The sequence below is a fragment of the Pseudomonas sp. efr-133-TYG-103a genome (assembly GCF_030209235.1).
In the GTDB taxonomy this organism is placed as follows: Bacteria; Pseudomonadota; Gammaproteobacteria; order Pseudomonadales; family Pseudomonadaceae; genus Aquipseudomonas.
In genome coordinates, this window is sequence record NZ_JARVSK010000010.1 from 87,267 (window position 1) to 109,484 (window position 22,218).

Genomic DNA, 22,218 nt, shown 5'->3' on the forward strand with positions numbered 1-22,218 from the left:
AGGTGCAAAAAAAGCCCGAAATGTCTCAATTCGCGCTTCTTTTCGGAGCCTTGGTTTGGTTTTTGCATTTTCCAGACTTCAAGCGAGGGAAAACCCGGCCGAAGGTCGCGTCCGACGCTGGCGAAGACCAACCAGAGCCTGCACTTTCGGGCCCGGCCCCCAGTGCAATGTGCCAAAAGAGGTCAACGAGATTCATGACTATCAGCGATACGTTGCATCGACTGTTACTCGATAACCTGACCACTGCCACGATTCTGCTCAATTCGGACCTGCGCCTGGAGTACATGAATCCGGCAGCCGAAATGCTGTTGGCCATCAGTGGTCAGCGCAGCCATGGGCAGTTCATCAGCGAGCTGTTCACCGAGTCGGCTGAAGCACTCAGCTCTCTGCGACAGGCGGTTGAGCAAGCACATCCTTTTACCAAACGTGAAGCCATGCTGACCGCGCTCACGGGTCAGACGCTGACGGTCGACTACGCCGTAACGCCGATCCTGTCGCAGGGCGAAACCATGCTCCTGCTGGAGGTGCACCCGCGCGACCGGTTGCTGCGCATCACCAAGGAAGAGGCTCAGTTGTCCAAGCAGGAAACCACCAAGATGCTGGTGCGTGGTCTGGCGCATGAAATCAAGAATCCGCTGGGAGGCATCCGCGGAGCAGCGCAATTACTGGCGCGCGAGCTGCCGGAAGAGAGTCTGAAGGACTACACCAACGTCATCATCGAAGAAGCCGACCGCCTGCGTAATCTCGTCGACCGGATGCTGGGCTCCAACAAACTGCCCTCACTGGCAATGACCAACGTGCATGAAGTGCTGGAGCGTGTGTGCAGCCTCGTCGAGGCCGAAAGCCAGGGCTGTATCACGCTGGTTCGCGACTATGACCCGAGCATCCCGGATGTATTGATCGACCGCGAACAGATGATCCAGGCGGTGCTCAACATCGTGCGCAACGCCATGCAGGCCATCAGCGGACAGAATGAGCTTCGCCTTGGCCGCATCAGCCTGCGTACCCGCGCGATGCGTCAGTTCACGATCGGCCACGTGCGCCATCGTCTGGTGAGCAAGATCGAGATCATCGACAACGGTCCCGGGATCGCGCCGGAACTTCAGGAAACCATTTTCTACCCAATGGTCAGCGGCCGCCCGGACGGTACCGGGCTGGGCCTTGCCATCACCCAGAACATCATCAGTCAGCACCAGGGGCTGATCGAGTGTGACAGCCATCCTGGCCACACAACATTCTCGATCTTCTTGCCGCTGGAACAAGGAGCAGCTTCGACATGAGCCGTAGTGAAACTGTCTGGATCGTCGACGACGACCGTTCCATCCGCTGGGTACTGGAAAAGGCCTTGCAACAGGAAGGCATGACCACGCAAAGCTTCGACAGCGCCGATGGCGTGATGAGCCGTCTGGCCCGTCAGCAACCGGACGTGATCATCTCCGACATCCGCATGCCCGGCGCCAGCGGACTGGACCTGTTGGCGCGCATTCGCGAACAGCACCCGCGTCTGCCGGTCATCATCATGACTGCACACTCGGACCTCGACAGTGCCGTGGCTTCGTATCAGGGCGGCGCCTTCGAATACCTGCCCAAACCATTTGACGTCGACGAAGCGGTTTCGCTGGTCAAGCGCGCCAACCAGCATGCTCAGGAACAGCAAGGCATGGACGTCGCGCCGACCCTGACCCGGACGCCGGAGATCATCGGTGAAGCGCCGGCCATGCAGGAAGTGTTTCGCGCCATCGGTCGTCTGAGCCATTCCAACATCACGGTGCTCATCAACGGCGAATCGGGAACGGGTAAAGAGCTGGTCGCTCACGCCCTGCACCGCCACAGCCCGCGCTCGGCCTCGCCTTTCATCGCGCTGAACATGGCGGCGATCCCGAAAGACTTGATGGAATCCGAGTTGTTCGGTCACGAAAAGGGCGCGTTCACCGGCGCTGCCAACCTGCGCCGCGGACGCTTCGAACAAGCCGATGGCGGAACGCTGTTCCTCGACGAAATCGGCGACATGCCTGCCGATACCCAGACGCGCCTGCTGCGCGTACTGGCCGATGGCGAATTTTATCGGGTGGGCGGCCATGTGCCCGTCAAAGTCGATGTGCGCATCATCGCCGCCACGCACCAGAATCTGGAAACGCTGGTTCAGGCCGGCAAATTCCGTGAGGACTTGTTCCACCGCCTCAACGTCATCCGCATCCATATTCCGCGTCTCTCTGACCGCCGCGAGGACATTCCGACGCTGGCCAAGCACTTCCTCAGCCGTGCCGCGCAAGAACTGGCGGTCGAACCGAAGCTGCTGAAGGCCGAGACCGAGGAATACCTCAAGCATCTGCCATGGCCGGGTAACGTGCGTCAGCTGGAAAACACCTGCCGCTGGATCACCGTAATGGCTTCAGGCCGTGAGGTGCACATCAGCGACCTGCCGCCAGAGCTGCTCAGCCTGCCGCAAGATGCCGCGCCAGTGACCAACTGGGAGCAGGCGCTGCGCCAATGGGCCGATCAGGCGCTGGCGCGTGGCCAGTCCAGCCTGCTGGACAGCGCGGTACCGACCTTCGAACGCATCATGATCGAAACAGCCCTGAAACATACGGCCGGACGTCGCCGCGACGCGGCAGTGCTGCTGGGCTGGGGCCGCAACACCTTGACGCGCAAGATCAAGGAGTTGGGCATGAAGATCGATGGTGGGGATGACGACGAAGGAGACGAAGCGTAACCGTGCTGTCATTTGTGACAGTTTACGCCGTCTTGTAACAGTGATTAGCTCCCTGAGTGTCATGCGCAACGGGCAGGGAGCTCTATTACGTGAACGGATTCTGGCAACACCTCTACCGTTGGGGCCTCAGCGAACGCGTTCGTCGTTCGCTTATTACCAAGCAGGAGCGCCTGGTCGACTATTCCCTCGTGGAAATGGCTGCACTGCTGCGCACTGGCGAACTGTCGTCCAGGCAGATCACCCTGGACTACCTCGCGCGCATCGACCAGCTCAACGGTCCCCTTGAAACCTATAACGACAATGGCGGCTATAACGCCTTTGTACGTATCGACCGCGAGCAGGCGCTGGCACAGTCAGCCGACGCCGATGCGTGGCTCAACAATCCCAATGATCCTCGCGGCACCGCCCCGCCACTTTGCGGGATACCGATTGGCGTCAAGGACTCCATCGGTATCGTCGGCCTTGAGAGCAAAAATGGCGCGCCGGAATTCAGCACCAATTTTGCGCTGCGCAATGCCACCGCCGTTGCCCGGTTACGCGATGCAGGCGCCGTCGTGCTGGGTCACACGATATGCTCCCGCTTTTCAGGCAGCACCCACGGCGATTTCGGCTGCAATGCCTGGGACATCGACAAGGTGCCCGGCGGCTCAAGCTCTGGATCGGCCATCGCGCCGGTCGCGCGACTCTGCGTTGCGACGCTTGGGGAAGAAACCGGCGGTTCCATGATCATCCCTGCAGCGGCCAATGGCGCCAGCGCCATCAAGCCCTCGCTGGGCTATGTATCAACCGGCGGCGTGATGCCGCTGCGTATAGGTTGGGACGTGGTCGGGCCGATGGCGCGCTCGGTACAGGACGCCGCTCATGTGCTGGCTGCGATACAGGGACCCGATCCCGATGGCGACCCGCAAACTCTGCATACGCCGCTGCCTTTTCCGCAAATGCCGACTGCACCGCGTCCGGGAGCGACGCCGCTGGCTGGACTGACGATCGGCATCCCCCAAACGGACTGGATGACGCAATCCGTAACGCCTCCTGCACAGACCTACGACTCCGACTACGGCGCGGCCTTCGAGCGCTTCAAGGGCCAATTGCAACAGCTGGGGGCGCGAGTGATTGAGTTCGCTGGGGTGGACATGATGGATGAGGCCAACTGCCTCTATTACGCGGGACCCATTCTATGGACGATCGAAGAGCCCTTCACGTCCGTAACGCCAGCCATGGCGACAACCTATTGCCAGCAATACGAAGCAAACTATTGGCAAGCCGTCGAGACCTTCGCCGCAACTCGTCCCGAGGACGACCAAGCAGTGCTTTTGCGTTATTACAGCAGGGAGCACGCCCACCCGGTGGTGGAGCAGCTCCCATGCGTCGTGCGAATTGAGGCGGAGCAACGTCGTCGTATGCAGATGACACTATGGCAAGACGCCTTGGATGAAGCGGGCGTGGATTTCATGATGGTCATGCCGTTGGGTGCGCATGTGGGGTTCAGAATGGGAAGAGGGGAACCCATCGGCCTGCAGAACCAACGGTCGTTTTACGACCTGCCCAACGCTCTGGGATGGCCGATGGTCACCTTTCCCATCGGCCACGGCAGTTCGGGCATCGATAGACGATTGGCGATAAATGCCGCGTTTTGGGGACCTCGATTCAGCGACGCAAGCCTGGTGCAGGCGGCGATGGATTTTCAGCACCATCTCCCCGAATACCATCGTGCAGCGCCAGATGATCCATCGCTTCGAACGCCGGTACCGCTTGCGCGACCTTATTGGCCAGTGACCCGCGACAGCTCGACTGATCCGCTGGTCAGGGAAGGGACTCTGCAGCCATGAACAGCGACTCAGGTTTCTTTGTAATTGACTGGCGCCCCGCGAACGCGCCGATTCGGCTTGTGCCTGATCGCAGCGCGCCTCATCTGACCGTGAGATGGCGCGCGCCGCTGGGGGCGGTCAGCTATGACCGTCCCCACCTTTTGCAGCCTGTTACTGCGCCGAAGACGGCTTCTCCCACAGATTGATCCCGCCCTCCACTGCGAAACGATCGATTTCGGCCAGTTCTTCCTGGCTGAACTGGAGATTGTCGAGGGCCGCCACGTTCTCGATGATCTGTTCTGGCCGGCTGGCACCAATCAGCGCAGACGTCACCCGCGGATCGCGCAAGGTCCAGGCGAGGGCCATTTGCGCCAGGCTCTGCCCTCGCCGCTTGGCAATCTCGTTCAAGGCGCGCACGTGTTCGATGTTCTGCTCGGACAAATGCGACGCCTGCAGCGAACCGCCGCCCGGACGATTGACGCGTGCGTCCTTCGGAATGCCGTTCAGGTATTTGTCCGACAACAGGCCCTGCGCCAGCGCGGTAAAGGCGATGACGCCCGCCCCCAATTCCTCGGTGGTCTCCAGCAGATCTTTTTCGACCCAACGGTTGAGCAGGTTGTAAGCCGGCTGATGAATCAGCAGCGGGACTTTCCACTCTTTGAGCAGCCCGGCAATTTCGCGGGTCTTCGAGCCCGAGTACGACGAGATACCGATATACAGCGCCTTTCCCTGCTGAACGGCAGTCGCCAGCGCGCCAGCGGTTTCTTCGAGCGGCGTGTCAGGGTCGAAACGGTGCGAATAGAAGATATCCACATAGTCCAGGCCCATGCGCTGCAGGCTCTGATCCAGGCTCGCCAGTACGTATTTGCGCGACCCGCCGCCCTGACCGTAAGGCCCGGGCCACATGTCCCAGCCGGCTTTCGTCGAAATGATCAGCTCGTCGCGATACTGCTTGAAGTCTTCGCGCAGCAGGCGGCCGAAGTTGATCTCGGCGCTGCCGTAGGGCGGGCCGTAATTGTTGGCGAGGTCGAAGTGGTTGATGCCCAGGTCGAACGCTGTGCGCAGCATCGCGCGCTGGGTGTCCATCGGCGTACTGTCACCGAAGTTGTGCCATAACCCCATGGACAAGGCCGGCAGGACCAAGCCGCTTCGGCCTACGCGGCGATACGGGACGCGCTCGTAGCGGTTTTCGGCAGCGATGTAGGTCATTCATTCCTCTCTTTATTTTCCGAATGGCAAGGAGCGATAAGTAGCGCTGATGAATAAGCTGTAAAGCGAGTATATTCAGCGCTCCTTACGGCAGAAAAATGCTTTATTGCTCTGGCAGCCATCGGTTCCTGATATGGATATTCGTCAACTCAACGCATTCGTGGCGGTGTTCGAGGAACGCAACATCACCTCGGCCGCACAGCGTCTGTTCACCAGTCAACCGACGTTGTCGGTCACCATTCGCCAGCTCGAAGAAGCGCTCGGTACCACGTTGTTCGAGCGTCTGCCCCGCGGCGTCGACGTGACCGACGATGCGCGAACCCTTTACCCGCAAGCGCGTCGGTTACTCGCTGAAGCCCAAGCTTTGAGCAGTCAGTTCCGCCAGCGCAATGATCGGCTGACGCTTGAGATCGGCGTCGAAGGCGAGATTGCCGCGAGCCATCTGGATGCATTTCTGACGATGGCGTATCGCGTCGTTCCCAATCTGATGCTGACGCTGCACGATGGTTGCAGTGGCGATGCGCGACTGTCGGTGGAAGACGACTGCTGTGAGGATGAGCTGTTCATGCCGCTGTGGGAGGAACCCTATGTGCTGAGCATGGGCGTCGGCCATCCGCTGGCGGCGCGAGACAGGCTCGATGTAGCCGACCTTGCAACCGTGCAGTGGATCACCTGCCCGACGCACTCTTCGCATCAGCGGCTGATGGAACTCTACAATCGAAGTTCGGGCTTCGTCGCCGCCACTGCGGGGTCGTTGAACCTTGCCTTGCGGCTGGTCGCGGCGGGGGCAGGTCTGGCGATGCTGCCCCAGTCCATGGCCTCCAGGCACGCGGGGGTCGTCACTCGCCCCGCACGCACGCCGAACCTCATTCGCCGGGTCGGGCTGTGCTATGCCGCGCAGGCGCTGGACGTGCCCGCGTTGCGCTTGCTGCACGCACACCTGCAGGGCAAATCCCTCGAGACCACCACCGCCCTGTAGCAGCGCCGAGGGTTGCACCGCTTAGCGCACCAGATGCAAAAACTGCATGTGCCGTTCGTACTGGTCGAGAATGTCGTTGATCACTTGCTCTTTGGTGTAGCCCACCAGATCGTAATCCTGACTGCCCTCGCTCAAATGCACCTCGGCGCGGTAGTAGCGACGGTTGTTCAGCTGTTTTGATCCCATCCCGGCGCGCGCGAAGGAAGGCGTGAAGTAGCCGCGCATGGTTACTTGATAGATGAACGGGCGCTCTTCTCCGTGGCCGATTTCCAGACCGACCGTGTGATTCGCCGGATCAGGTTGCGTGACCACGCTCAATCCCTTTTCGACGAAGACGGCGGTCACTTCTTCGATGGCTGGACGTACGGTCTGATCGAGGAATCGATAGACCTCGTCACGTGACGGGAAATGCACGGCCTGGCTCAATCGCTGCCGCCACCCGCCGCGTCGCGCGCCAGATACGGGCGCCAGTGAATAGAGCTGCGCAATCTGCCGCTGCGATTCCATGTGAAACGCCTTGTGCAGGCCCCACATCATCGTCAGCAGGATCAGCGAAAACGGCAGCGAAGTCAGCACGACGGCCGACTTGAGCGCGTCGATGCTCCCCGAGAACAACAGCCCGCTGGTCACCAGCGCGGTCATCACGCCCCAGAATACGCGCAACCACTTGGGACCGTCCTCGTCAGGACTTCCGCCTTTGGCCGAGAGCGTCGACAGCACCACGGTGCCGGAGTCGGCTGAGGTGACGAAGAAAACGAAGCTGATGAACACCGTGACCGCAATGACGGTTTTGCTCCACGGATAGTGTTGCAGCATCAGGTAAAGCGTCATCGAGGGATCGTCGATGGCCGACTGGCCCAGGGCGACCATCCCGTGGTTGAGCACCTGATCGATTGCGCTATTGCCGAAGATCGACATCCAGGCGAGGGTGAAACCCAACGGTATCAACAGCACGCCGCAAACGAACTCACGAATGGTACGACCGCGCGAAATGCGCGCGATGAACAAGCCAACGAATGGTGACCAGGCGATCCACCAGGCCCAGTAAAACACTGTCCAGCCGCCCAACCAGTCACTCGGCCCGTTGTAGGCATAGACATCGAAACTCTTGGTCGGCAATGCGCCGAGGTAATCGCCGACGTTCTGCACAAGGGTATTGAGCAGGTGCTGCGTGGGTCCGGCGAACAGCACGAACAGGAGCAGCGCGCAGGCCAGCAGCATGTTGATGTCGGACATGACCCGCACGCCTTTGTCGACACCCGCAACGGCAACGAGGATAGCCGCACCCATCATCAGCGTGATCAGCCCGACCTGAATCCATTGCGTGTGAGGCACCCCGAACAGGTAATCCAGACCAGAGTTGAGGTGCAAGACACCAAAGCCCATGTCAGCGCCCAGGCCGAAAATGGTTGCGATGATGCCGAACCCGTCGACCGCATAGCCGATAGGGCCGTTGATGCGTTTGCCGATCAGTGGATACAGCGCCGAACGCAGCGCCAGCGGAAGGTTGTGTCGGTAGGCGAAATACGCCAGCGCCATGCCGACAAAGGCGAAAACGCCCCAGCCATGCAGGCCCCAGTGCAGGAACAGCAACTGCATCGCCTGACGTGCCGACTCAGTCGTCCCGCCCTCGCCCTGGGGCGGCTGCAAGAAGTGCGTCAACGGTTCTGAAACGCAGAAGAAGAACAGCGTGATGCTGATGCCAGCGGCGAACAGCATGCCCGCCCACGACAGATAACTGAATTCAGGCTCGTCATGGTCGGCGCCGAGTTTGATCTTGCCGTAGCCTGAAATGGCCGTGACCACCACGAACACCAGGTAAAGCGTCATGGCGAGCATGTAATACCAGCCGACGGTATTCGCCGCCCAGTTCTGAGCAGAAAGAAGCCACTGTCCAGCGGCGTCAGGGAAGCTGATGACCACCACCCCGAAGATGAGGATAAAGCTGGCAGCGAAGTAGAAAACAGGGGCATTCATGCGTACGGGTGCGCTGTTTTGAGCGCTCGGCACACTCATGCGAACACCGCCGCGCGGGCGGAAAAATCGATCATGCAAAACAGATGCGGCAAGGGTAGGCCTCCTGATATGAGCGGTCAGCGAACCACCGGTTTAACTTGATTGAACGTTCAATTAAAACACGGAAAGCAGGTGAAGGACCAATCGCCAGACCCTGGACGCTAGCTCACGCGACGGTAGGACGCACGCTGAGACGCTTTCGTTCCGCGGGCTGGAGGGATGAATGAGGGCCTGAAAAGGCAGTCAGGTCTTGCCCGTGAAAGGCTGGCGCGGATGAAGAAAACCGCTGACAGGAAGGGCGGCGTCCGGACAGACGCCGCTACGTGTGGCCGACGTTGACGACTTACTTCTGCGAGCCGTCGTCGGTCTGCAGGCTCGCCTGATTGACATTGCTGCCTGCCGGCACATTGCGCGTCAGCCAGACATTACCGCCGATGGTCGAACCTTGGCCGATCGTGATTCGCCCAAGAATCGTTGCGCCTGCGTAGATCACCACATCGTCTTCCACGATCGGGTGCCGGGCATGGCCTTTTTGCAGCTGACCGTCTTCATCCGCCGGGAAGCGTTTGGCGCCAAGGGTCACGGCCTGATAGATACGCACGCGTTCGCCGATGATTGCGGTTTCGCCAATGACCACGCCCGTCCCGTGGTCGATGAAGAAACTCGGGCCGATCTGCGCGCCAGGATGAATGTCTATCCCGGTGGCAGAGTGCGCCAGCTCCGAACTGATCCGCGCGAGCAAGGGCAAACCATTGTGGTAGAGGTGATGCGCCAGACGATGATGGATCACTGCCAGAATCCCGGGGTAGCACAGCAGCACTTCGTCGACACTGCGCGCGGCCGGATCGCCGTGATACGCCGCCAGCACATCGGTATCGAGGATCCGGCGGATCTGCGGCAGGGCGCTGGCAAAGTCCTGAATCAACCGTTCAGCGTGAACATCGGCGCAACCGGCGTCTTCGCCGCGCTGCCGGGCGACATAGCGCAATTCGAGGCGCGCCTGCGCGAGCAACGCGTTCAACGCCACGTCCAGCGTGTGACCGACGTAGAAATCCTCGCTTTCTTCACGCAGATCCACAGGCCCCAGTCGCATGGGAAACAACGCACCGCACAACGCCTCGAGGATATCGCGCATGGCCTCGCGGGATGGCAGTTCACGACCGCCCTTTTCCCCGCTGATGCGATTGTTGCTGTTGCGCCAGTCATCACGCGCAGCGCGCAACTCACCTACGATCCGCTGCAGCTGCCAATGGCCGGTCACGCCCTCGGCACAGGTTTCCGGGGACAGTTCGGGAATAGTGCTCACGCAGATTTCTCCTCAGTTCAATGGCTCGTCAGGCTGGACACGACCATGGTCGGTTCACTCTACGGCAAACATTTGTGGCACAAAAATAACAATTTTCGTGAGGCTTTAGCTCGGGCGCTGTGAGATATCGCCCGGTTGCCCTGTGGGAACGGTCTGCCTATAGTCCTGCGACTCACTTGCTGACGTATCGAAAACCGACATGATCAAACAACAGCTCGCCCGTTTTGACCGCCTGGATCTGCTGGGCGCCCCGACACCGCTGGAAAAGCTCGAACGGCTATCCGCGTGGGCCGGTCGGGACATCTACGTGAAACGTGACGACATCACGCCATTGGCGATGGGCGGCAATAAGCTGCGCAAGCTCGAATACCTCGCCGCCGATGCCCTGGCCCAAGGCTGCGACACGCTGATCACCGCAGGCGCGATTCAATCCAACCATGTTCGCCAGACCGCAGCGCTGGCCGCCCGGCTGGGACTGGGTTGCGTGGCACTGCTGGAGAACCCGATCGCCACGACGGACAGCAATTATCTGGGCAACGGAAACCGTCTGCTCCTGGACCTGTTCGATGCCAAGGTCGAACAGGTGGATAACCTCGACAACGCAGACGAGCAGCTTCAGGCGTTGGCTGCGCGACTGCGCGCCAGTGGCAGAAAACCTTATCTGGTCCCGATCGGTGGCTCCAGCCCCACCGGCGCATTGGGCTACGTGCGCGCAGGCTTCGAGCTGGCCGAGCAGATCGAACAGACCGGCGAAACGTTCGCCGCCGTGGTCCTGGCCTCAGGCAGTGCAGGCACTCACAGCGGCCTTGGCCTGGCGCTGGCGGAGGCCTTGCCGCAATTACCCGTGATCGGCGTGACTGTGTCGCGCCCTGAAGAAACCCAGGCGCCCAAGGTTCAGGGGCTGGCCGAGCGTACTGTGGAGCTGTTGGGCGAGGCGCTGCCCGCAGCGTTCAAAGTCAACCTGTGGGATGAGTATTACGGCCCACGCTATGGCGAACCGAACGCGGGCACATTGTCGGCAATCAAGTTGGTGGCCAGCCACGAAGGGCTGTTGCTGGACCCGGTTTACACCGGCAAAGCGATGGCGGGCTTGCTCGACGGGATCGGACGGCAGCGTTTCGAAGACGGTCCGATCATTTTCCTGCACACCGGCGGCGCCCCGGCACTGTTCGCTTACGCGGGTGTGTTTTCCGCGCAGTGAGTGCTGTAGCTCTCGATCCTGCAGATCGGGGGCTGCCACCGGCTTTCATATGCACAAAACAGATAAGTGCTTCGTTTTTAATTATTTTTATTCCTAAAAAGCTGCCCTTATGATCGCCGCCAGCGCCGCGCGAAATCCCGGCAGAGTACTGAAAAAGCTGGATAAACGCGTGATGCCACAGTAGTTTCGTCAGGTCTGACGCTGACCTGACATTCCAATTAAAAACAGGGGATTTTCATGAACATGTCTGCAATCCGCCGCACCTTCCTGCTGTCGGCATTCAGCCTGGTGCTGGGCACCGGTCTGGCGACCCAAGCCGTCGCTGGCGAGCAACTGAAAACCATTAAAAAGAACGGCACCCTGAACGTCGGTCTGGAAGGCACTTACCCGCCCTTCAGCTTCGTTGGCGAAGACGGCAAGCTGACCGGTTTCGAGGTCGAGTTCTCCGAAGCGCTGGCCAAGGAGCTGGGCGTGAAGGTCAAGCTGAGCGCCACCCCATGGGCTGGCATCCTGGCTGCGCTGGAATCCAAGCGTCTGGACGTCGTGATCAACCAGGTCACCATCTCCGACGAGCGCAAGAAGAAATATGACTTCTCCGAACCCTACACTGTCTCCGGCATTCAAGCACTGGTGCAGACCAAAGACGCTGGCGTGATCAAGACCGCTGCCGACCTGAAAGGCAAGAAGGTCGGTGTCGGCCTGGGCACCAACTATGAAGAATGGCTCAAGGCGAACGTGCCTGACGCCATCGTCAAAACTTACGACGATGATCCGACCAAATACCAGGACCTGCGTGTAGGCCGTATCGACGCCATTCTGGTCGACCGCCTCGCCGCGCTGGAGCTGATCGCCAAAACCAAAGACAAACTGGCCGTTTCCGGCGAACCCTTCTCCCGTCAGGAAGCCGGCATCGCGCTGCGCAAAGGCGAGCCGGAGTTGCTGGCAGCGATCAACAAAGCCATCGACAAACTGCGCGCCGATGGCACCCTGGCCAAGTTGTCTGAAAAGTACTTCAAGGCTGACGTGACCAAATGATTCCAGAGAGCCTACAGCTCGCGCTGGACTCCGCGCCTTTTCTGCTCAAGGGCGCGTATTACACGGTGGGCCTGAGTCTCGGATCGATGTTTTTCGGATTGGTGCTGGGCTTCGGCCTGGCACTGATGCGTTTGTCGAAAGTCTGGGTCATCAGCGCCATCGCCAGGGTCTACGTGTCGTTCTTTCGCGGCACGCCCCTGCTCGTTCAGCTGTTCATGATTTATTACGGCCTGCCTGATCTGGGCATCGAACTGGATGCCATCACCGCAGCGCTCATCGGCTTGTCGCTGAACATGGCAGCCTACGCCTGCGAAATTCTGCGCGCAGCCATTGGCGCCGTGGACCGGGGCCAGTGGGAAGCGGCCGCCAGTATCGGCATGACCCGCGCGCAGACCATGCGCCGGGCAATCTTGCCGCAAGCTGCCCGAACCGCCCTGCCGCCGCTGGGCAACAGCTTCATTTCGCTGGTCAAGGACACCGCCATGGCCGCCACCATTCAGGTGCCGGAAGTGTTCCGCCAGGCGCAGCTGATTTCGTCGAGAACGCTGGAGGTCTTCACCATGTACTTCACCGTGGCGGTGATCTACTGGGTGTTGTGCACGGTGCTGGCGCATGTTCAGAACCGTCTCGAAGCGCGGGCCAACCGCCATGATGTGGAGTCTTGAGGCATGATCACCGTTGAAAAACTGACCAAGGAATTCAAGGGCAATCAAGTTCTCAAGGGCATCGATCTGAAAGTCGAGCCCGGTGAAGTCGTCGCGATCATCGGACCCAGCGGGTCCGGCAAGACCACTTTCCTGCGTTGCCTGAATTTCCTCGAAGAACCCACCAGCGGCACCATTGTGGTGGGCGACATCCGGATCGACGGCAGCAAGCCGCTCAGCCAGCAGCAGGCGCTGGTCCGGCAGTTGCGACAGCACGTCGGCTTCGTCTTTCAGAACTTCAATCTGTTTCCCCATCGCACAGCACTGGAAAACGTTATCGAAGGCCCGATCGTGGTCAAGAAGATGCCACGCGATCAGGCTGCCGAGTTGGGTCGCAAACTGTTGGCCAAGGTCGGTCTTGCCGGCAAGGAAGACGCTTACCCACGCCGTTTGTCCGGTGGTCAGCAGCAACGCGTGGCCATCGCGCGGGCGCTGGCGATGGAGCCGGAAGTCATTCTCTTCGACGAACCCACTTCAGCCCTCGATCCTGAACTGGTGGGCGAGGTGCTCAGCACCATTCGTGCACTGGCCGAAGAGAAACGCACGATGGTCATCGTCACGCATGAGATGAGCTTTGCGCGGGACGTCGCCAACCGTGTTGTGTTCATCGACAAAGGGGTCATTGTCGAGCAAGGAGAAGCCAAAGCGTTGTTCGCAAATCCTGAAGAGGAACGCACTCGGCAGTTTCTCGAACGCAGCCGGAATTAATCCCACGCTGTATGTATCCCAAACGGCGCTCATGAGCGCCGTTTTCTTTCACTTCAATATTTAGAAAAGTCTTGATGGACTAATAGTCTTTCTATTTCCATTCGGAAAACCGGTTGTCTATATATCTATTTTTCCGATCCAAGTGCGACTTCGTGGTTTTCTCGGCACATCGAGTTTATTGACGAATTCGACACCCACAAATAATCCTTCACGCCCCTTCACCCACCTCCATCTGCCGTCCGCAGAGAGCACCGCCGCCTGTGCGCAATGCAGCCGTAGGACGTCACACCTGTTGCACCCACCATTGAGTGAAAACCTCTCGTAGGAAAGTTCTGCTTTTCCCGTACATATAGTTTTATGAGTTATTTACCATTGACACAAATGCCGCAACACAATTAGCTCAAAAGCACTTGGGAAGACTCTATCGAAACCAATAACAAGTCCGAAATTGCGACCGGTTGTAATGTTTGCCATGACTGGCCATCGAGCGTGTACTAACAACATCGTTTTCCAAGTTGCATTCGCGACAACCACTGTCGTGACACGCCTTGATAAAGGCCTACGTTCAAAGAGTATTCGAAGATGATCCAGACACCCGTCAATCACACCCCTATCAAGCTTTTCGCCCCGTATCTGCCGCAGTCGAACAAACAGGGCATCGGTGCCCTGGCGGCTGCGCAGCTGTTGGTGAACATCGATCCCTATCCGAACATGGAATGCGCCGATCTGATCGAGCTGTTCTGGGGAGGCTGCTACGTTGCGTCAAAACTTTTGTCGGAGGACGACATCGGTCACACATCGGTCCTACATGTACCCGAAAGTTTTCTCCGAAGTGGCAAGGTGAAAACTTACTATCGGGTCACGAAAATTGGCTGCGAATCAGTCAAATCGCCCAGCACAAAGCTCTGGGTCAAACTGGAGACGCCTGGCGGTCATTTGGTCAGTGGCGACGCTGACGAGAATCAAGGGCTGGCGCCTGTGGTCATCTCAACGCCTGACGCGAGCACAGAACTGAGCGCCGAGCACATCGCAGGCGGCGTTGAAGTCGTCATCGACACTTACCTGAACATGGACGCCTACGACGAGATCACATTGCGCTGGGGTGATGTGCGCATGGACCTGCCCGCGCTCAGCCACGAAGACGTCGGCAAACCGGTCATCGTGCGAGTGCCAGCCGCCCTGATCAGCGAAGCGGGCGATGATGCCCATCAGGAAGTGACCTACTGCGTGATCGATCGGGTGGGCAATAATTCTCGCTGGGCACCACCGAGGTTGATCAACGTTCGTGCCGATGGCTTATCCAGGCTTGAAGCTTGATCTGCACGTCCTCGGGCGTGGCTGTCGCAGTATCGCGGCTCGTGACTGCGACAGCGCCCGGTCGGCACAACGTGAGCGATAGCACAAATCCGGCGCTCCCAAGACAGTTCCCACTTGCGGCTCAGCCCTTTCCTACAGGGCAGCCCAAATTCGACAAAAGAGCGCTGCTAGCCTGCGGTTAAAACCCTGTGAGGGACATCCGCATGCGCAGCCGACCCTTCTTCAAATACCTGATCCTGATACTGGTTTTCAGCTCATGCCTGACATACGCACAGTCCGTCTGATTGGCAGCCGGACAGCCGTGATCACCTTCTATGCTTATTCCCAAATGTAAGTTTATTTAATTTTTATACACGCTTAGGGTATATGCACCGGACCACCGGATCATCGTCAGCTTCCCTGCCGCCCTGCGGCGTTGATTCGAGGTTCGAATGGTCACGCACAACCACCCTAGTGCTCGCGTTCACGCAGGTCACCACCATGACTGATCTGAACGCCCTTTCAGTCCAGCACACCCTGGACATAGCTCCTCCTTTGTTGCCCGCCAAAGTGCTGAGCAGCGACGCCGAGGCGATTGCAGCCGCCCATGGACTGGCGGCCGTTGTCCGTTCCAACGCAGCCGCGCGTGATCGCGAGCGGCAACTGCCATGGTCTGAAATTTCATTGTTCAGCCAGAGCGGCCTGGGCAGTATTTCCGTCCCACGAGCGTACGGCGGGCCTCAGGTGTCGTTCGTGACCGTCGCTGAGGTGTTCGCCATCCTGTCGGCAGCAGATCCTGCGGTGGGACAGATCCCGCAGAATCATTTCGGCATCCTCAATTCCCTGATCGGCAGTGCCAGCGACGCTCAGCTGAAAACGCTGTTCGAGAGTGTTCTGAAGGGCGCACGAATCGGCAACGGCGGTCCGGAACGCGGCACGAAAAACACCCTCGACGTCAAAACACGACTGACGGCTGACGGTGATCAATTTTTGCTCAACGGTCGCAAGTTCTATTCAACGGGCGCCCTGTTCGCGCACTGGGTCGCAGTGAAAGCCATCAATGACGATGGCAAGCAAGTTCTGGTATTCGTGCCGCGCGGTGCGCCGGGCCTGCACATCATCGATGACTGGTCCGGGTTCGGTCAGCGCACCACCGCAAGCGGCAGCGTGCTGCTGGAAAACGTGCGGGTCAGTGCCGATCTGGTCGTAGAGAACTGGAAACTGGCGTTGTCGCCCACTATTCAAGGCGCCGTCTCTCAATTGATTCAGGCCGCCATCGACGCCGGAATTGCCCGCGAAGCCGTCGACGAAAGCATCCGTTTCGTGCGTGAACGCTCCCGTCCCTGGATCGAAGCCAACGTCGAGCGCGCCAGCGATGACCCTTATGTCATCGCCGACATCGGCAAGCTGAAACTCGAATTACATGCCGCCGAAGCCCTGCTGCGCAAGGCCGGCCGTGTGCTGGATGAAATCGCCGCAGCGCCCATCGACGCGCAGTCGGCGGCGCGAGCTTCCATCGCGGTCGCCGAAGCCAAGGTGCTCACGACGCAGATTGCCCTGCAGGCCAGCGAGAAGCTGTTCGAGCTGTCTGGCAGCCGCGCGACGCTGGCCGAATTCAATCTGGACCGGCACTGGCGCAATGCACGTGTCCACACGCTGCACGACCCTGTCCGCTGGAAGGTCCACGCCGTAGGCGCCTGGCACCTCAACGGCGCACTGCCTGCCCGCCATTCCTGGATCTGAACCAGACAACTGGAAGCACTGATATGAGTCTTCAAACCTTGCCCCGCGACCGCCAGGCACACGCGCCGACTGCAACCCGGACGACCTTGATCCGTGACGACGCCCAAGCGCTGGAGAGCGCCCGGGCACTGGCCGAAACGTTCAAGGCACAAAGCGCCGAGCGAGACCGCGAGCGACGCCTGCCGCACGAAGAACTGGAGGCGTTCACCCGCTCCGGGCTGTGGGGCATCAGCGTACCGAAAGCGTTCGGCGGCGCGGGCGTTTCCAGCGCGACGCTGGCCGACGTCATCCGCCTTATTTCCGCCGCCGACGGCTCGCTGGGGCAGATACCGCAGAATCACTTTTATGCGCTGGAAGTGTTGCGCGTGAACGGCAGTCCCGAACAACAGAAGCGACTGTACGCCGAAGTGCTGGAAGGCCGGCGATTTGGTAATGCGCTGGCTGAACTGGGCACCAAAACCGCCCATGACAGAACCACGCGATTGAGCCGCGACGGAGCCGGCTGGCGCATCAATGGTCGCAAGTTTTACGCCACCGGCGCCCTGTACGCGCAGCGCATACCCACGTCTGTCATCGATGATGACGGCATCCAGCAACTGGCGTTCGTCCCAGCCGATTCAGCCGGCCTGAACGTCATAGACGACTGGAGCGGCTTCGGTCAGCGCACGACCGGCAGCGGATCGGTGGTGTTCGACAATGTGTATGTCGAGGACGAGGACGTGGTGCCGTTTCAGACAGCCTTCGAACGACCGACCACCGTCGGCCCGCTCGCGCAGATTCTTCACGCGGCGATCGACACTGGCATTGCCCGGGCTGCCTTTGAAGACGCTTTGCACTTCGTCCGCACCCGCACGCGGCCATGGATCGATTCGGGCATCGAGAAAGCAGTGAATGACCCGCTGACGCTGCACAGTTTCGGCAAACTGGGCATACGCCTTCATGCCGCCGAGGCGCTTTTGCAGCGCGGCGGAGAATACCTTGATCGTGCGCAAGCCCTGACGACGCCGGAAAACCTGGCCCAGGCGTCGATCGCGGTGGCAGAAGCACGCGCCATCAGCACCGAAATTTCCCTTGAAGCGGGCAGCACGCTGTTCGAACTGGCAGGCTCGCAATCGACGCTGGCCGAGCATGGTCTGGATCGTCACTGGCGTAATGCAAGGGTCCACACGCTGCATGACCCCGTGCGCTGGAAGTATCACGCCATCGGCAACTTCTACCTCAACGACGTCAATCCGCCTCGCCGGGGGACGATCTGATGAGCAAGAAAAAGATCCTCCTGAATGCGTTCAACATGAACTGCATCGGCCACATCAATCACGGTTTCTGGACCCATCCGAGGGACACTTCGACCCAGTACAAGACGATTGAATACTGGACCCGTCTGGCGCAATTGCTGGAGCGCGGATTGTTCGACGGCCTGTTTATCGCTGACATCGTCGGCGTCTACGACGTGTATCAACAGTCGGTGGATGTGCCGCTGCGAGAATCCATCCAGCTGCCGGTCAATGACCCCTTATTGCTAGTCTCGGCGATGGCGGCAGTGACAAAAAACCTTGGTTTCGGCCTCACTGCCAACTTGACCTATGAGGCGCCGTACCTGTTTGCGCGTCGCATGTCGACGCTCGACCACCTGTCCGGCGGACGGGTCGGCTGGAACATCGTGACCGGTTATCTGGACAGCGCCGCCAAGGCCATGGGCCTCAAGGAGCAGATCGAACACGACCGCCGCTACGATCAGGCCGATGAATACCTGGAGGTGCTTTACAAGCTCTGGGAGGGAAGCTGGGAGGACGACGCGGTGATCGAGGATCGCCAGGCCCGGGTCTACGCCCAGCCGGAAAAAGTCCACTACGTGCGCCACAGCGGCGAGTTCTATCAGGTTGAGGGTTATCACCTGTGCGAGCCGTCGCCCCAGCGCACACCGGTTCTGTTCCAGGCGGGCAGTTCAGAACGTGGCCTGCAGTTCGCGGGCAGCAACGCCGAGTGCGTGTTCATCAGCGGCCAGAACAAGGCGGCGACGCGCGAGCAGGTCGACAAGGTTCGCGCCAGCGCCGTGGCGGCCGGTCGTAATCCGGACGACATCAAAGTGTTCATGGGCCTGAACGTGATCGTCGGGGCAACCGAGCAGCAAGCGCGCGCCAAGTATGATGAGTACCTGAAGTACGCCAGCGCCGAGGCGGGACTTGCCCACTTCTCGGCCTCCACCGGCATCGATTTTTCCGCCTACGAGCTCGACGAGCCGATCCAGCACGTGAAGGGCAACGCCATTCAATCGGCGACGAAGATTCTCAAGAACAACGACTGGACACGCCAGAAACTGCTCGACCAGCACGCCCTTGGCGGCCGCTACATCACCGTGATCGGCTCACCGGAACAAGTCGCCGACGAGCTGGAATCCTGGATCGCCGAGACAGGCCTGGACGGCTTCAATCTGACCCGCATCGTCACACCGGAAAGCTACGAAGACTTCATCGATCTGGTCATCCCGGAGCTGCAACGACGCGGATCCTACAAGACCGCCTACGAGCACGGGACCTTGCGCGAGAAGCTGTTTGCCGAGGGTTCGGCCCGGTTGCCCGAGCGGCATGCGGGAGCCAGCTTTCGAATTTCAAACTCATGACACGGATCGGCCTGCCTTATTCGTGAGCAAGCTCACTCCCACAGTGGGATTGAGTTGTTTGCAACGGGCGGCGGCAAATCTGAACCCTTAAGGGAGTGAGTTCGCTCACGAAAACAGCCTTACAGGCACCCAAAAAACAAAACCGAACACTCACCCGGACAACGACACATGAGCAAAACACTCCTTACCCTGGCCCTCTCTCTTGGCCTGTTCACCGGCATCACCCAGGCCGCCGACCAACCTTTGAAAGTCGGCACCACGGCCGCGTTCGCCATTCCGCTGGAAGCGGCCGTCGCTGAAGCCGACAAGCAGGGCCTGAAGGTCGAGCTGGTGGAATTCACCGACTGGATCGCGCCCAATGTCAGCCTCAATGCAGGCGACATCGACGTGAATTACTTCCAGCACATTCCTTTCCTGGAAAACGCCAAAGCCGCCTCGGGCTTCGATCTCGAGCCCTATGCGCCCGGCATCATCAACAACGTCGGCCTGTATTCGAAGAAGTACAAAAGCTTCGATGAGCTGCCGACCGGCGCCACCGTGGCGATTGCCAACGACCCGATCAACAGCGGCCGGGGCCTGCAACTGCTGGCCAAGGCGGGGCTGATCACACTCAAGCCGGGCGTCGGCTACAAGGCGACCGAAGACGACATCACTGCCAATCCCAAGAAACTCAAGCTGATTCAGGTAGAAGCCGTGCAATTGGTGCGCGCTTACGACGACGCGGATCTGGTGCAGGGCTATCCGGCTTACATCCGTCTGGCGAAGACCTTTGACGCTGGTTCAGCAATTCTTTTCGACGGCCTGGATCATCCGGAATACGTGATTCAATTCGTGATCAAACCGGATCACAAGAACGATCCGCGCCTGGCCAAATTCATCGACATTTATCAACACTCCCCGGTAGTGCGCGCTTCGCTGGACAAGGTCAACGGCTCGCTCTACCAGGTTGGCTGGAAGAACTGATCATGAATGCAACCGCGCAACGATCCCTGCCGCTGCATACCGATCTCCCGACGTCTGCCGAGCAGGCCGAGCTGCATCCGGGCAAACAGCGCGCGCATGTACGCTTCATCAACCTGGGCAAGGTCTACCAAGGTCAGCAAGGGCCTGTGCCTGCGTTGCAGGGCATCGATCTGGATATCCAGCGCGGTGAGGTATTCGGCATCATCGGCCGCAGCGGCGCGGGCAAGTCGTCGCTGATCCGCACCATTAATCGTCTGGAGCAACCCAGCAGCGGCCGCGTGCTGATCGATCAGGTAGACATCGGAGAATTCAACGAAGACCATTTGGTGGCGCTTCGCCGACGCATCGGGATGATCTTCCAGCACTTCAATCTGATGTCGGCGAAAACCGTATGGCAGAACGTCGAGCTGCCGCTGAAAGTCGCGGGCGTTCCCAAAGCGCAACGTCAGCGCAAAGTCGCTGAGCTGCTTGAGCTGGTGGGCCTGGAAGGCAAGCACAAGGCCTACCCGGCGCAGCTGTCGGGTGGGCAGAAACAACGCGTGGGCATCGCCCGCGCGCTGGTGCATGACCCGGCTATTTTGCTATGCGACGAGGCCACCTCGGCGCTCGACCCCGAAACCACTCAGTCAATCCTTGGCTTGCTGCGCGAGATCAATCAGCGCCTGGGCCTGACGATCATCCTCATCACCCATGAAATGGCTGTCATCCGAGAGATCTGCGACCGCGTCGTGGTCCTTGAAAAGGGCGAGATCGTCGAACAGGGGCCGGTCTGGCAGGTATTCGGCAATCCGCAGCATGAGGTCAGCAAAACCCTGTTGGCGCCCCTGCAACATGCGCTGCCGGAAGATCTGCAAGCCCGCCTGCAAGCGCAGCCGCCTCACCCGCACGCCAGCGTCGTGCTCGATCTGCAATTCACGGGCAGCGAGGGCAACGAACCTGATTTGTCTGCGCTGTTCAGTGCATTCGGCGGGCGAGTGAGCCTGCTGCACGGCGGCGTAGAACGTATTCAGGGACGGGCGCTCGGCCACCTGCTGCTGGCGATCAGTCATTCGCCGCTGTCCCTGGAAGAATTGCTCAACCGCGCCCGCAAACAGGCGCAGCACGCGGAGGTACTGGGTTATGTGGGTTGATCGTCTCTGGCAGGGCGTCATCGACACGTTCCTGATGGTGGGTGTGTCATCGTTGATCGCGCTGCTGCTGGGCATTCCGCTGGCTGTGATTCTGGTTACCAGCGGCAAGGGCGGCATCTTCGAGGCACCCCATATCAATCGGGTGCTGGGCGCCTTCGTCAATATCTTCCGGTCGGTGCCGTTCCTGATTCTGATGGTCGCGCTGATCCCCTTCACGCGGCTGATCGTCGGAACCACTTATGGCGTGTGGGCCGCCGTCGTGCCCCTGACCATCGCCTCGACACCGTTCTTTGCCCGCATCGCGGAAGTCAGCCTGCGCGAAGTCGACCACGGCCTGATCGAAGCGGCACAAGCGATGGGCTGCCGTCGCTGGCATATCGTCTGGCATGTCCTGCTTCCTGAAGCACTGCCAGGAATCGTCGGCGGCTTCACCATCACGCTGGTGACCATGATCAACTCCTCGGCCATGGCGGGCGCTATCGGCGCAGGCGGCCTGGGCGATATCGCCTACCGCTATGGTTATCAGCGTTTCGACACCCAAGTGATGCTGACCGTGATCGTACTGCTGGTGGCGCTGGTCGCGGTCATCCAACTGGGCGGCGATCGACTGGCGTTACGGCTGAATAAGCGTTAAACCGGGGAAGTCCTCCCTTCAGGACTGGCTTTAGCCGGGAAGGCGTCAGGTGTCACGCTGCGGGACTGATGACGTCAGCACAGGCCTCTTCCCGGCTGAAGCCGGTCCTACAGGATATGCGCGGTCCGCAAGGAGATTGCGGCTCGTGAGCGG

General features: G+C 59.9%; 18 protein-coding genes. 15 read left to right on the forward strand and 3 right to left on the reverse strand.

Translation table 11 applies throughout. The features are described 5' to 3' along the window. The first annotated feature begins 194 nt into the window (after positions 1-194). The 3 genes from glnL to QRN36_RS08205 all read left to right on the forward strand — a co-directional run bounded on the left by glnL (position 195) and on the right by QRN36_RS08205 (position 4,542). Entirely contained in the window at positions 195-1,280 is a 1,086-nt protein-coding gene (glnL, locus tag QRN36_RS08195) for a nitrogen regulation protein NR(II) (protein ID WP_093468121.1), read from the forward strand. Continuing rightward, positions 1,277-2,713, forward strand: coding sequence for a nitrogen regulation protein NR(I) (ntrC, locus tag QRN36_RS08200; RefSeq protein WP_093468118.1), 1,437 nt, complete (start codon positions 1,277-1,279; stop codon positions 2,711-2,713). Before glnL ends, ntrC begins: the two co-directional genes overlap by 4 nt. Before the next feature lie 89 nt (positions 2,714-2,802). Next, the gene (locus tag QRN36_RS08205) at positions 2,803-4,542 is read left to right on the forward strand and encodes an amidase (RefSeq protein WP_285423584.1); all 1,740 of its coding nucleotides are present in this window, start codon (positions 2,803-2,805) and stop codon (positions 4,540-4,542) included. Positions 4,543-4,692: 150 nt separating this feature from the next. Here the strand turns inward: QRN36_RS08205 and mgrA are convergent, their stop codons facing one another. Beyond that, positions 4,693-5,730 carry an L-glyceraldehyde 3-phosphate reductase gene (gene mgrA / locus QRN36_RS08210; protein ID WP_093468115.1) on the reverse strand — a complete coding sequence of 346 codons (1,038 nt, stop codon included), beginning with the start codon at positions 5,728-5,730 and terminating at the stop codon, positions 4,693-4,695. Between the two features lie 133 nt (positions 5,731-5,863). Between mgrA and QRN36_RS08215 the strand changes: the two genes are divergently transcribed. After that, positions 5,864-6,709, forward strand: a complete 846-nt coding sequence (locus QRN36_RS08215) for a LysR family transcriptional regulator (protein ID WP_285423585.1) — start codon at positions 5,864-5,866, stop codon at positions 6,707-6,709. A gap of 21 nt (positions 6,710-6,730) precedes the next feature. Here QRN36_RS08215 and betT read toward each other — a convergent pair whose 3' ends face one another. Further along, positions 6,731-8,725 carry a choline transporter BetT gene (betT, locus tag QRN36_RS08220; RefSeq protein ID WP_285423586.1) on the reverse strand — a complete coding sequence of 665 codons (1,995 nt, stop codon included), beginning with the start codon at positions 8,723-8,725 and terminating at the stop codon, positions 6,731-6,733. A gap of 343 nt (positions 8,726-9,068) precedes the next feature. Beyond that, positions 9,069-10,013, reverse strand: a complete 945-nt coding sequence (epsC, locus tag QRN36_RS08225; protein WP_306470280.1) for a serine O-acetyltransferase EpsC — start codon at positions 10,011-10,013, stop codon at positions 9,069-9,071. Between the two features lie 217 nt (positions 10,014-10,230). Here epsC and QRN36_RS08230 point away from each other — a divergent pair, with 217 nt between their 5' ends. The 11 genes from QRN36_RS08230 (at position 10,231) to QRN36_RS08280 (ending at position 22,065) form a co-directional block, all read left to right on the forward strand. Continuing rightward, a complete protein-coding gene (locus QRN36_RS08230; RefSeq protein ID WP_285423588.1) occupies positions 10,231-11,232 on the forward strand; it encodes a D-cysteine desulfhydrase in 1,002 nt (333 codons plus the stop codon). Positions 11,233-11,469: 237 nt separating this feature from the next. Then, positions 11,470-12,267 (forward strand): cystine ABC transporter substrate-binding protein, encoded by a 798-nt coding sequence (gene tcyJ / locus QRN36_RS08235; protein ID WP_285423589.1) that lies wholly within the window; start codon positions 11,470-11,472, stop codon positions 12,265-12,267. Continuing rightward, positions 12,264-12,932, forward strand: coding sequence for a cystine ABC transporter permease (gene tcyL, locus QRN36_RS08240; protein ID WP_093468101.1), 669 nt, complete (start codon positions 12,264-12,266; stop codon positions 12,930-12,932). Before tcyJ ends, tcyL begins: the two co-directional genes overlap by 4 nt. A 3-nt stretch (positions 12,933-12,935) precedes the next feature. Further along, positions 12,936-13,679, forward strand: coding sequence for an L-cystine ABC transporter ATP-binding protein TcyN (gene tcyN, locus QRN36_RS08245; protein ID WP_285423590.1), 744 nt, complete (start codon positions 12,936-12,938; stop codon positions 13,677-13,679). A 582-nt stretch (positions 13,680-14,261) separates the two neighbouring features. Next, positions 14,262-14,996, forward strand: coding sequence for a hypothetical protein (locus tag QRN36_RS08250; RefSeq protein WP_285423591.1), 735 nt, complete (start codon positions 14,262-14,264; stop codon positions 14,994-14,996). 480 nt (positions 14,997-15,476) lie between these two features. Continuing rightward, positions 15,477-16,718: an SfnB family sulfur acquisition oxidoreductase gene (locus QRN36_RS08255; RefSeq protein WP_285423592.1), complete on the forward strand. Its 1,242-nt coding sequence runs from the start codon at positions 15,477-15,479 to the stop codon at positions 16,716-16,718. Positions 16,719-16,741: 23 nt separating this feature from the next. Beyond that, entirely contained in the window at positions 16,742-17,974 is a 1,233-nt protein-coding gene (locus QRN36_RS08260) for an SfnB family sulfur acquisition oxidoreductase (protein WP_285423593.1), read from the forward strand. Then, the gene (locus QRN36_RS08265) at positions 17,974-19,338 is read left to right on the forward strand and encodes an LLM class flavin-dependent oxidoreductase (RefSeq protein ID WP_285423595.1); all 1,365 of its coding nucleotides are present in this window, start codon (positions 17,974-17,976) and stop codon (positions 19,336-19,338) included. Before QRN36_RS08260 ends, QRN36_RS08265 begins: the two co-directional genes overlap by 1 nt. A 168-nt stretch (positions 19,339-19,506) precedes the next feature. Beyond that, positions 19,507-20,301 carry a MetQ/NlpA family ABC transporter substrate-binding protein gene (locus tag QRN36_RS08270; protein WP_285423597.1) on the forward strand — a complete coding sequence of 265 codons (795 nt, stop codon included), beginning with the start codon at positions 19,507-19,509 and terminating at the stop codon, positions 20,299-20,301. 2 nt (positions 20,302-20,303) lie between these two features. Continuing rightward, on the forward strand, positions 20,304-21,431 hold the full coding sequence (locus QRN36_RS08275; protein WP_285423598.1) for a methionine ABC transporter ATP-binding protein: 1,128 nt from the start codon (positions 20,304-20,306) through the stop codon (positions 21,429-21,431). Beyond that, entirely contained in the window at positions 21,421-22,065 is a 645-nt protein-coding gene (locus tag QRN36_RS08280; RefSeq protein WP_285423599.1) for a methionine ABC transporter permease, read from the forward strand. The genes QRN36_RS08275 and QRN36_RS08280 overlap by 11 nt, the downstream gene beginning before the upstream one ends. The last annotated feature ends 153 nt before the right edge of the window (positions 22,066-22,218 follow it).

Excerpts from the sequence above, each read along its gene's own strand:
- glnL (WP_093468121.1), top strand. The coding sequence starts at position 195 with ATGACTATCAGCGATACGTTGCATCGACTGTTACTCGATAACCTGACC.
- ntrC (WP_093468118.1), top strand. The coding sequence starts at position 1,277 with ATGAGCCGTAGTGAAACTGTCTGGATCGTCGACGACGACCGTTCCATC.
- mgrA (WP_093468115.1), bottom strand. The coding sequence starts at position 5,730 with ATGACCTACATCGCTGCCGAAAACCGCTACGAGCGCGTCCCGTATCGC.
- QRN36_RS08215 (WP_285423585.1), top strand. The coding sequence starts at position 5,864 with ATGGATATTCGTCAACTCAACGCATTCGTGGCGGTGTTCGAGGAACGC.
- betT (WP_285423586.1), bottom strand. The coding sequence starts at position 8,725 with ATGAGTGTGCCGAGCGCTCAAAACAGCGCACCCGTACGCATGAATGCC.
- QRN36_RS08230 (WP_285423588.1), top strand. The coding sequence starts at position 10,231 with ATGATCAAACAACAGCTCGCCCGTTTTGACCGCCTGGATCTGCTGGGC.
- tcyJ (WP_285423589.1), top strand. The coding sequence starts at position 11,470 with ATGAACATGTCTGCAATCCGCCGCACCTTCCTGCTGTCGGCATTCAGC.
- tcyL (WP_093468101.1), top strand. The coding sequence starts at position 12,264 with ATGATTCCAGAGAGCCTACAGCTCGCGCTGGACTCCGCGCCTTTTCTG.
- tcyN (WP_285423590.1), top strand. The coding sequence starts at position 12,936 with ATGATCACCGTTGAAAAACTGACCAAGGAATTCAAGGGCAATCAAGTT.
- QRN36_RS08250 (WP_285423591.1), top strand. The coding sequence starts at position 14,262 with ATGATCCAGACACCCGTCAATCACACCCCTATCAAGCTTTTCGCCCCG.
- QRN36_RS08255 (WP_285423592.1), top strand. The coding sequence starts at position 15,477 with ATGACTGATCTGAACGCCCTTTCAGTCCAGCACACCCTGGACATAGCT.
- QRN36_RS08260 (WP_285423593.1), top strand. The coding sequence starts at position 16,742 with ATGAGTCTTCAAACCTTGCCCCGCGACCGCCAGGCACACGCGCCGACT.
- QRN36_RS08265 (WP_285423595.1), top strand. The coding sequence starts at position 17,974 with ATGAGCAAGAAAAAGATCCTCCTGAATGCGTTCAACATGAACTGCATC.
- QRN36_RS08270 (WP_285423597.1), top strand. The coding sequence starts at position 19,507 with ATGAGCAAAACACTCCTTACCCTGGCCCTCTCTCTTGGCCTGTTCACC.
- QRN36_RS08275 (WP_285423598.1), top strand. The coding sequence starts at position 20,304 with ATGAATGCAACCGCGCAACGATCCCTGCCGCTGCATACCGATCTCCCG.
- QRN36_RS08280 (WP_285423599.1), top strand. The coding sequence starts at position 21,421 with ATGTGGGTTGATCGTCTCTGGCAGGGCGTCATCGACACGTTCCTGATG.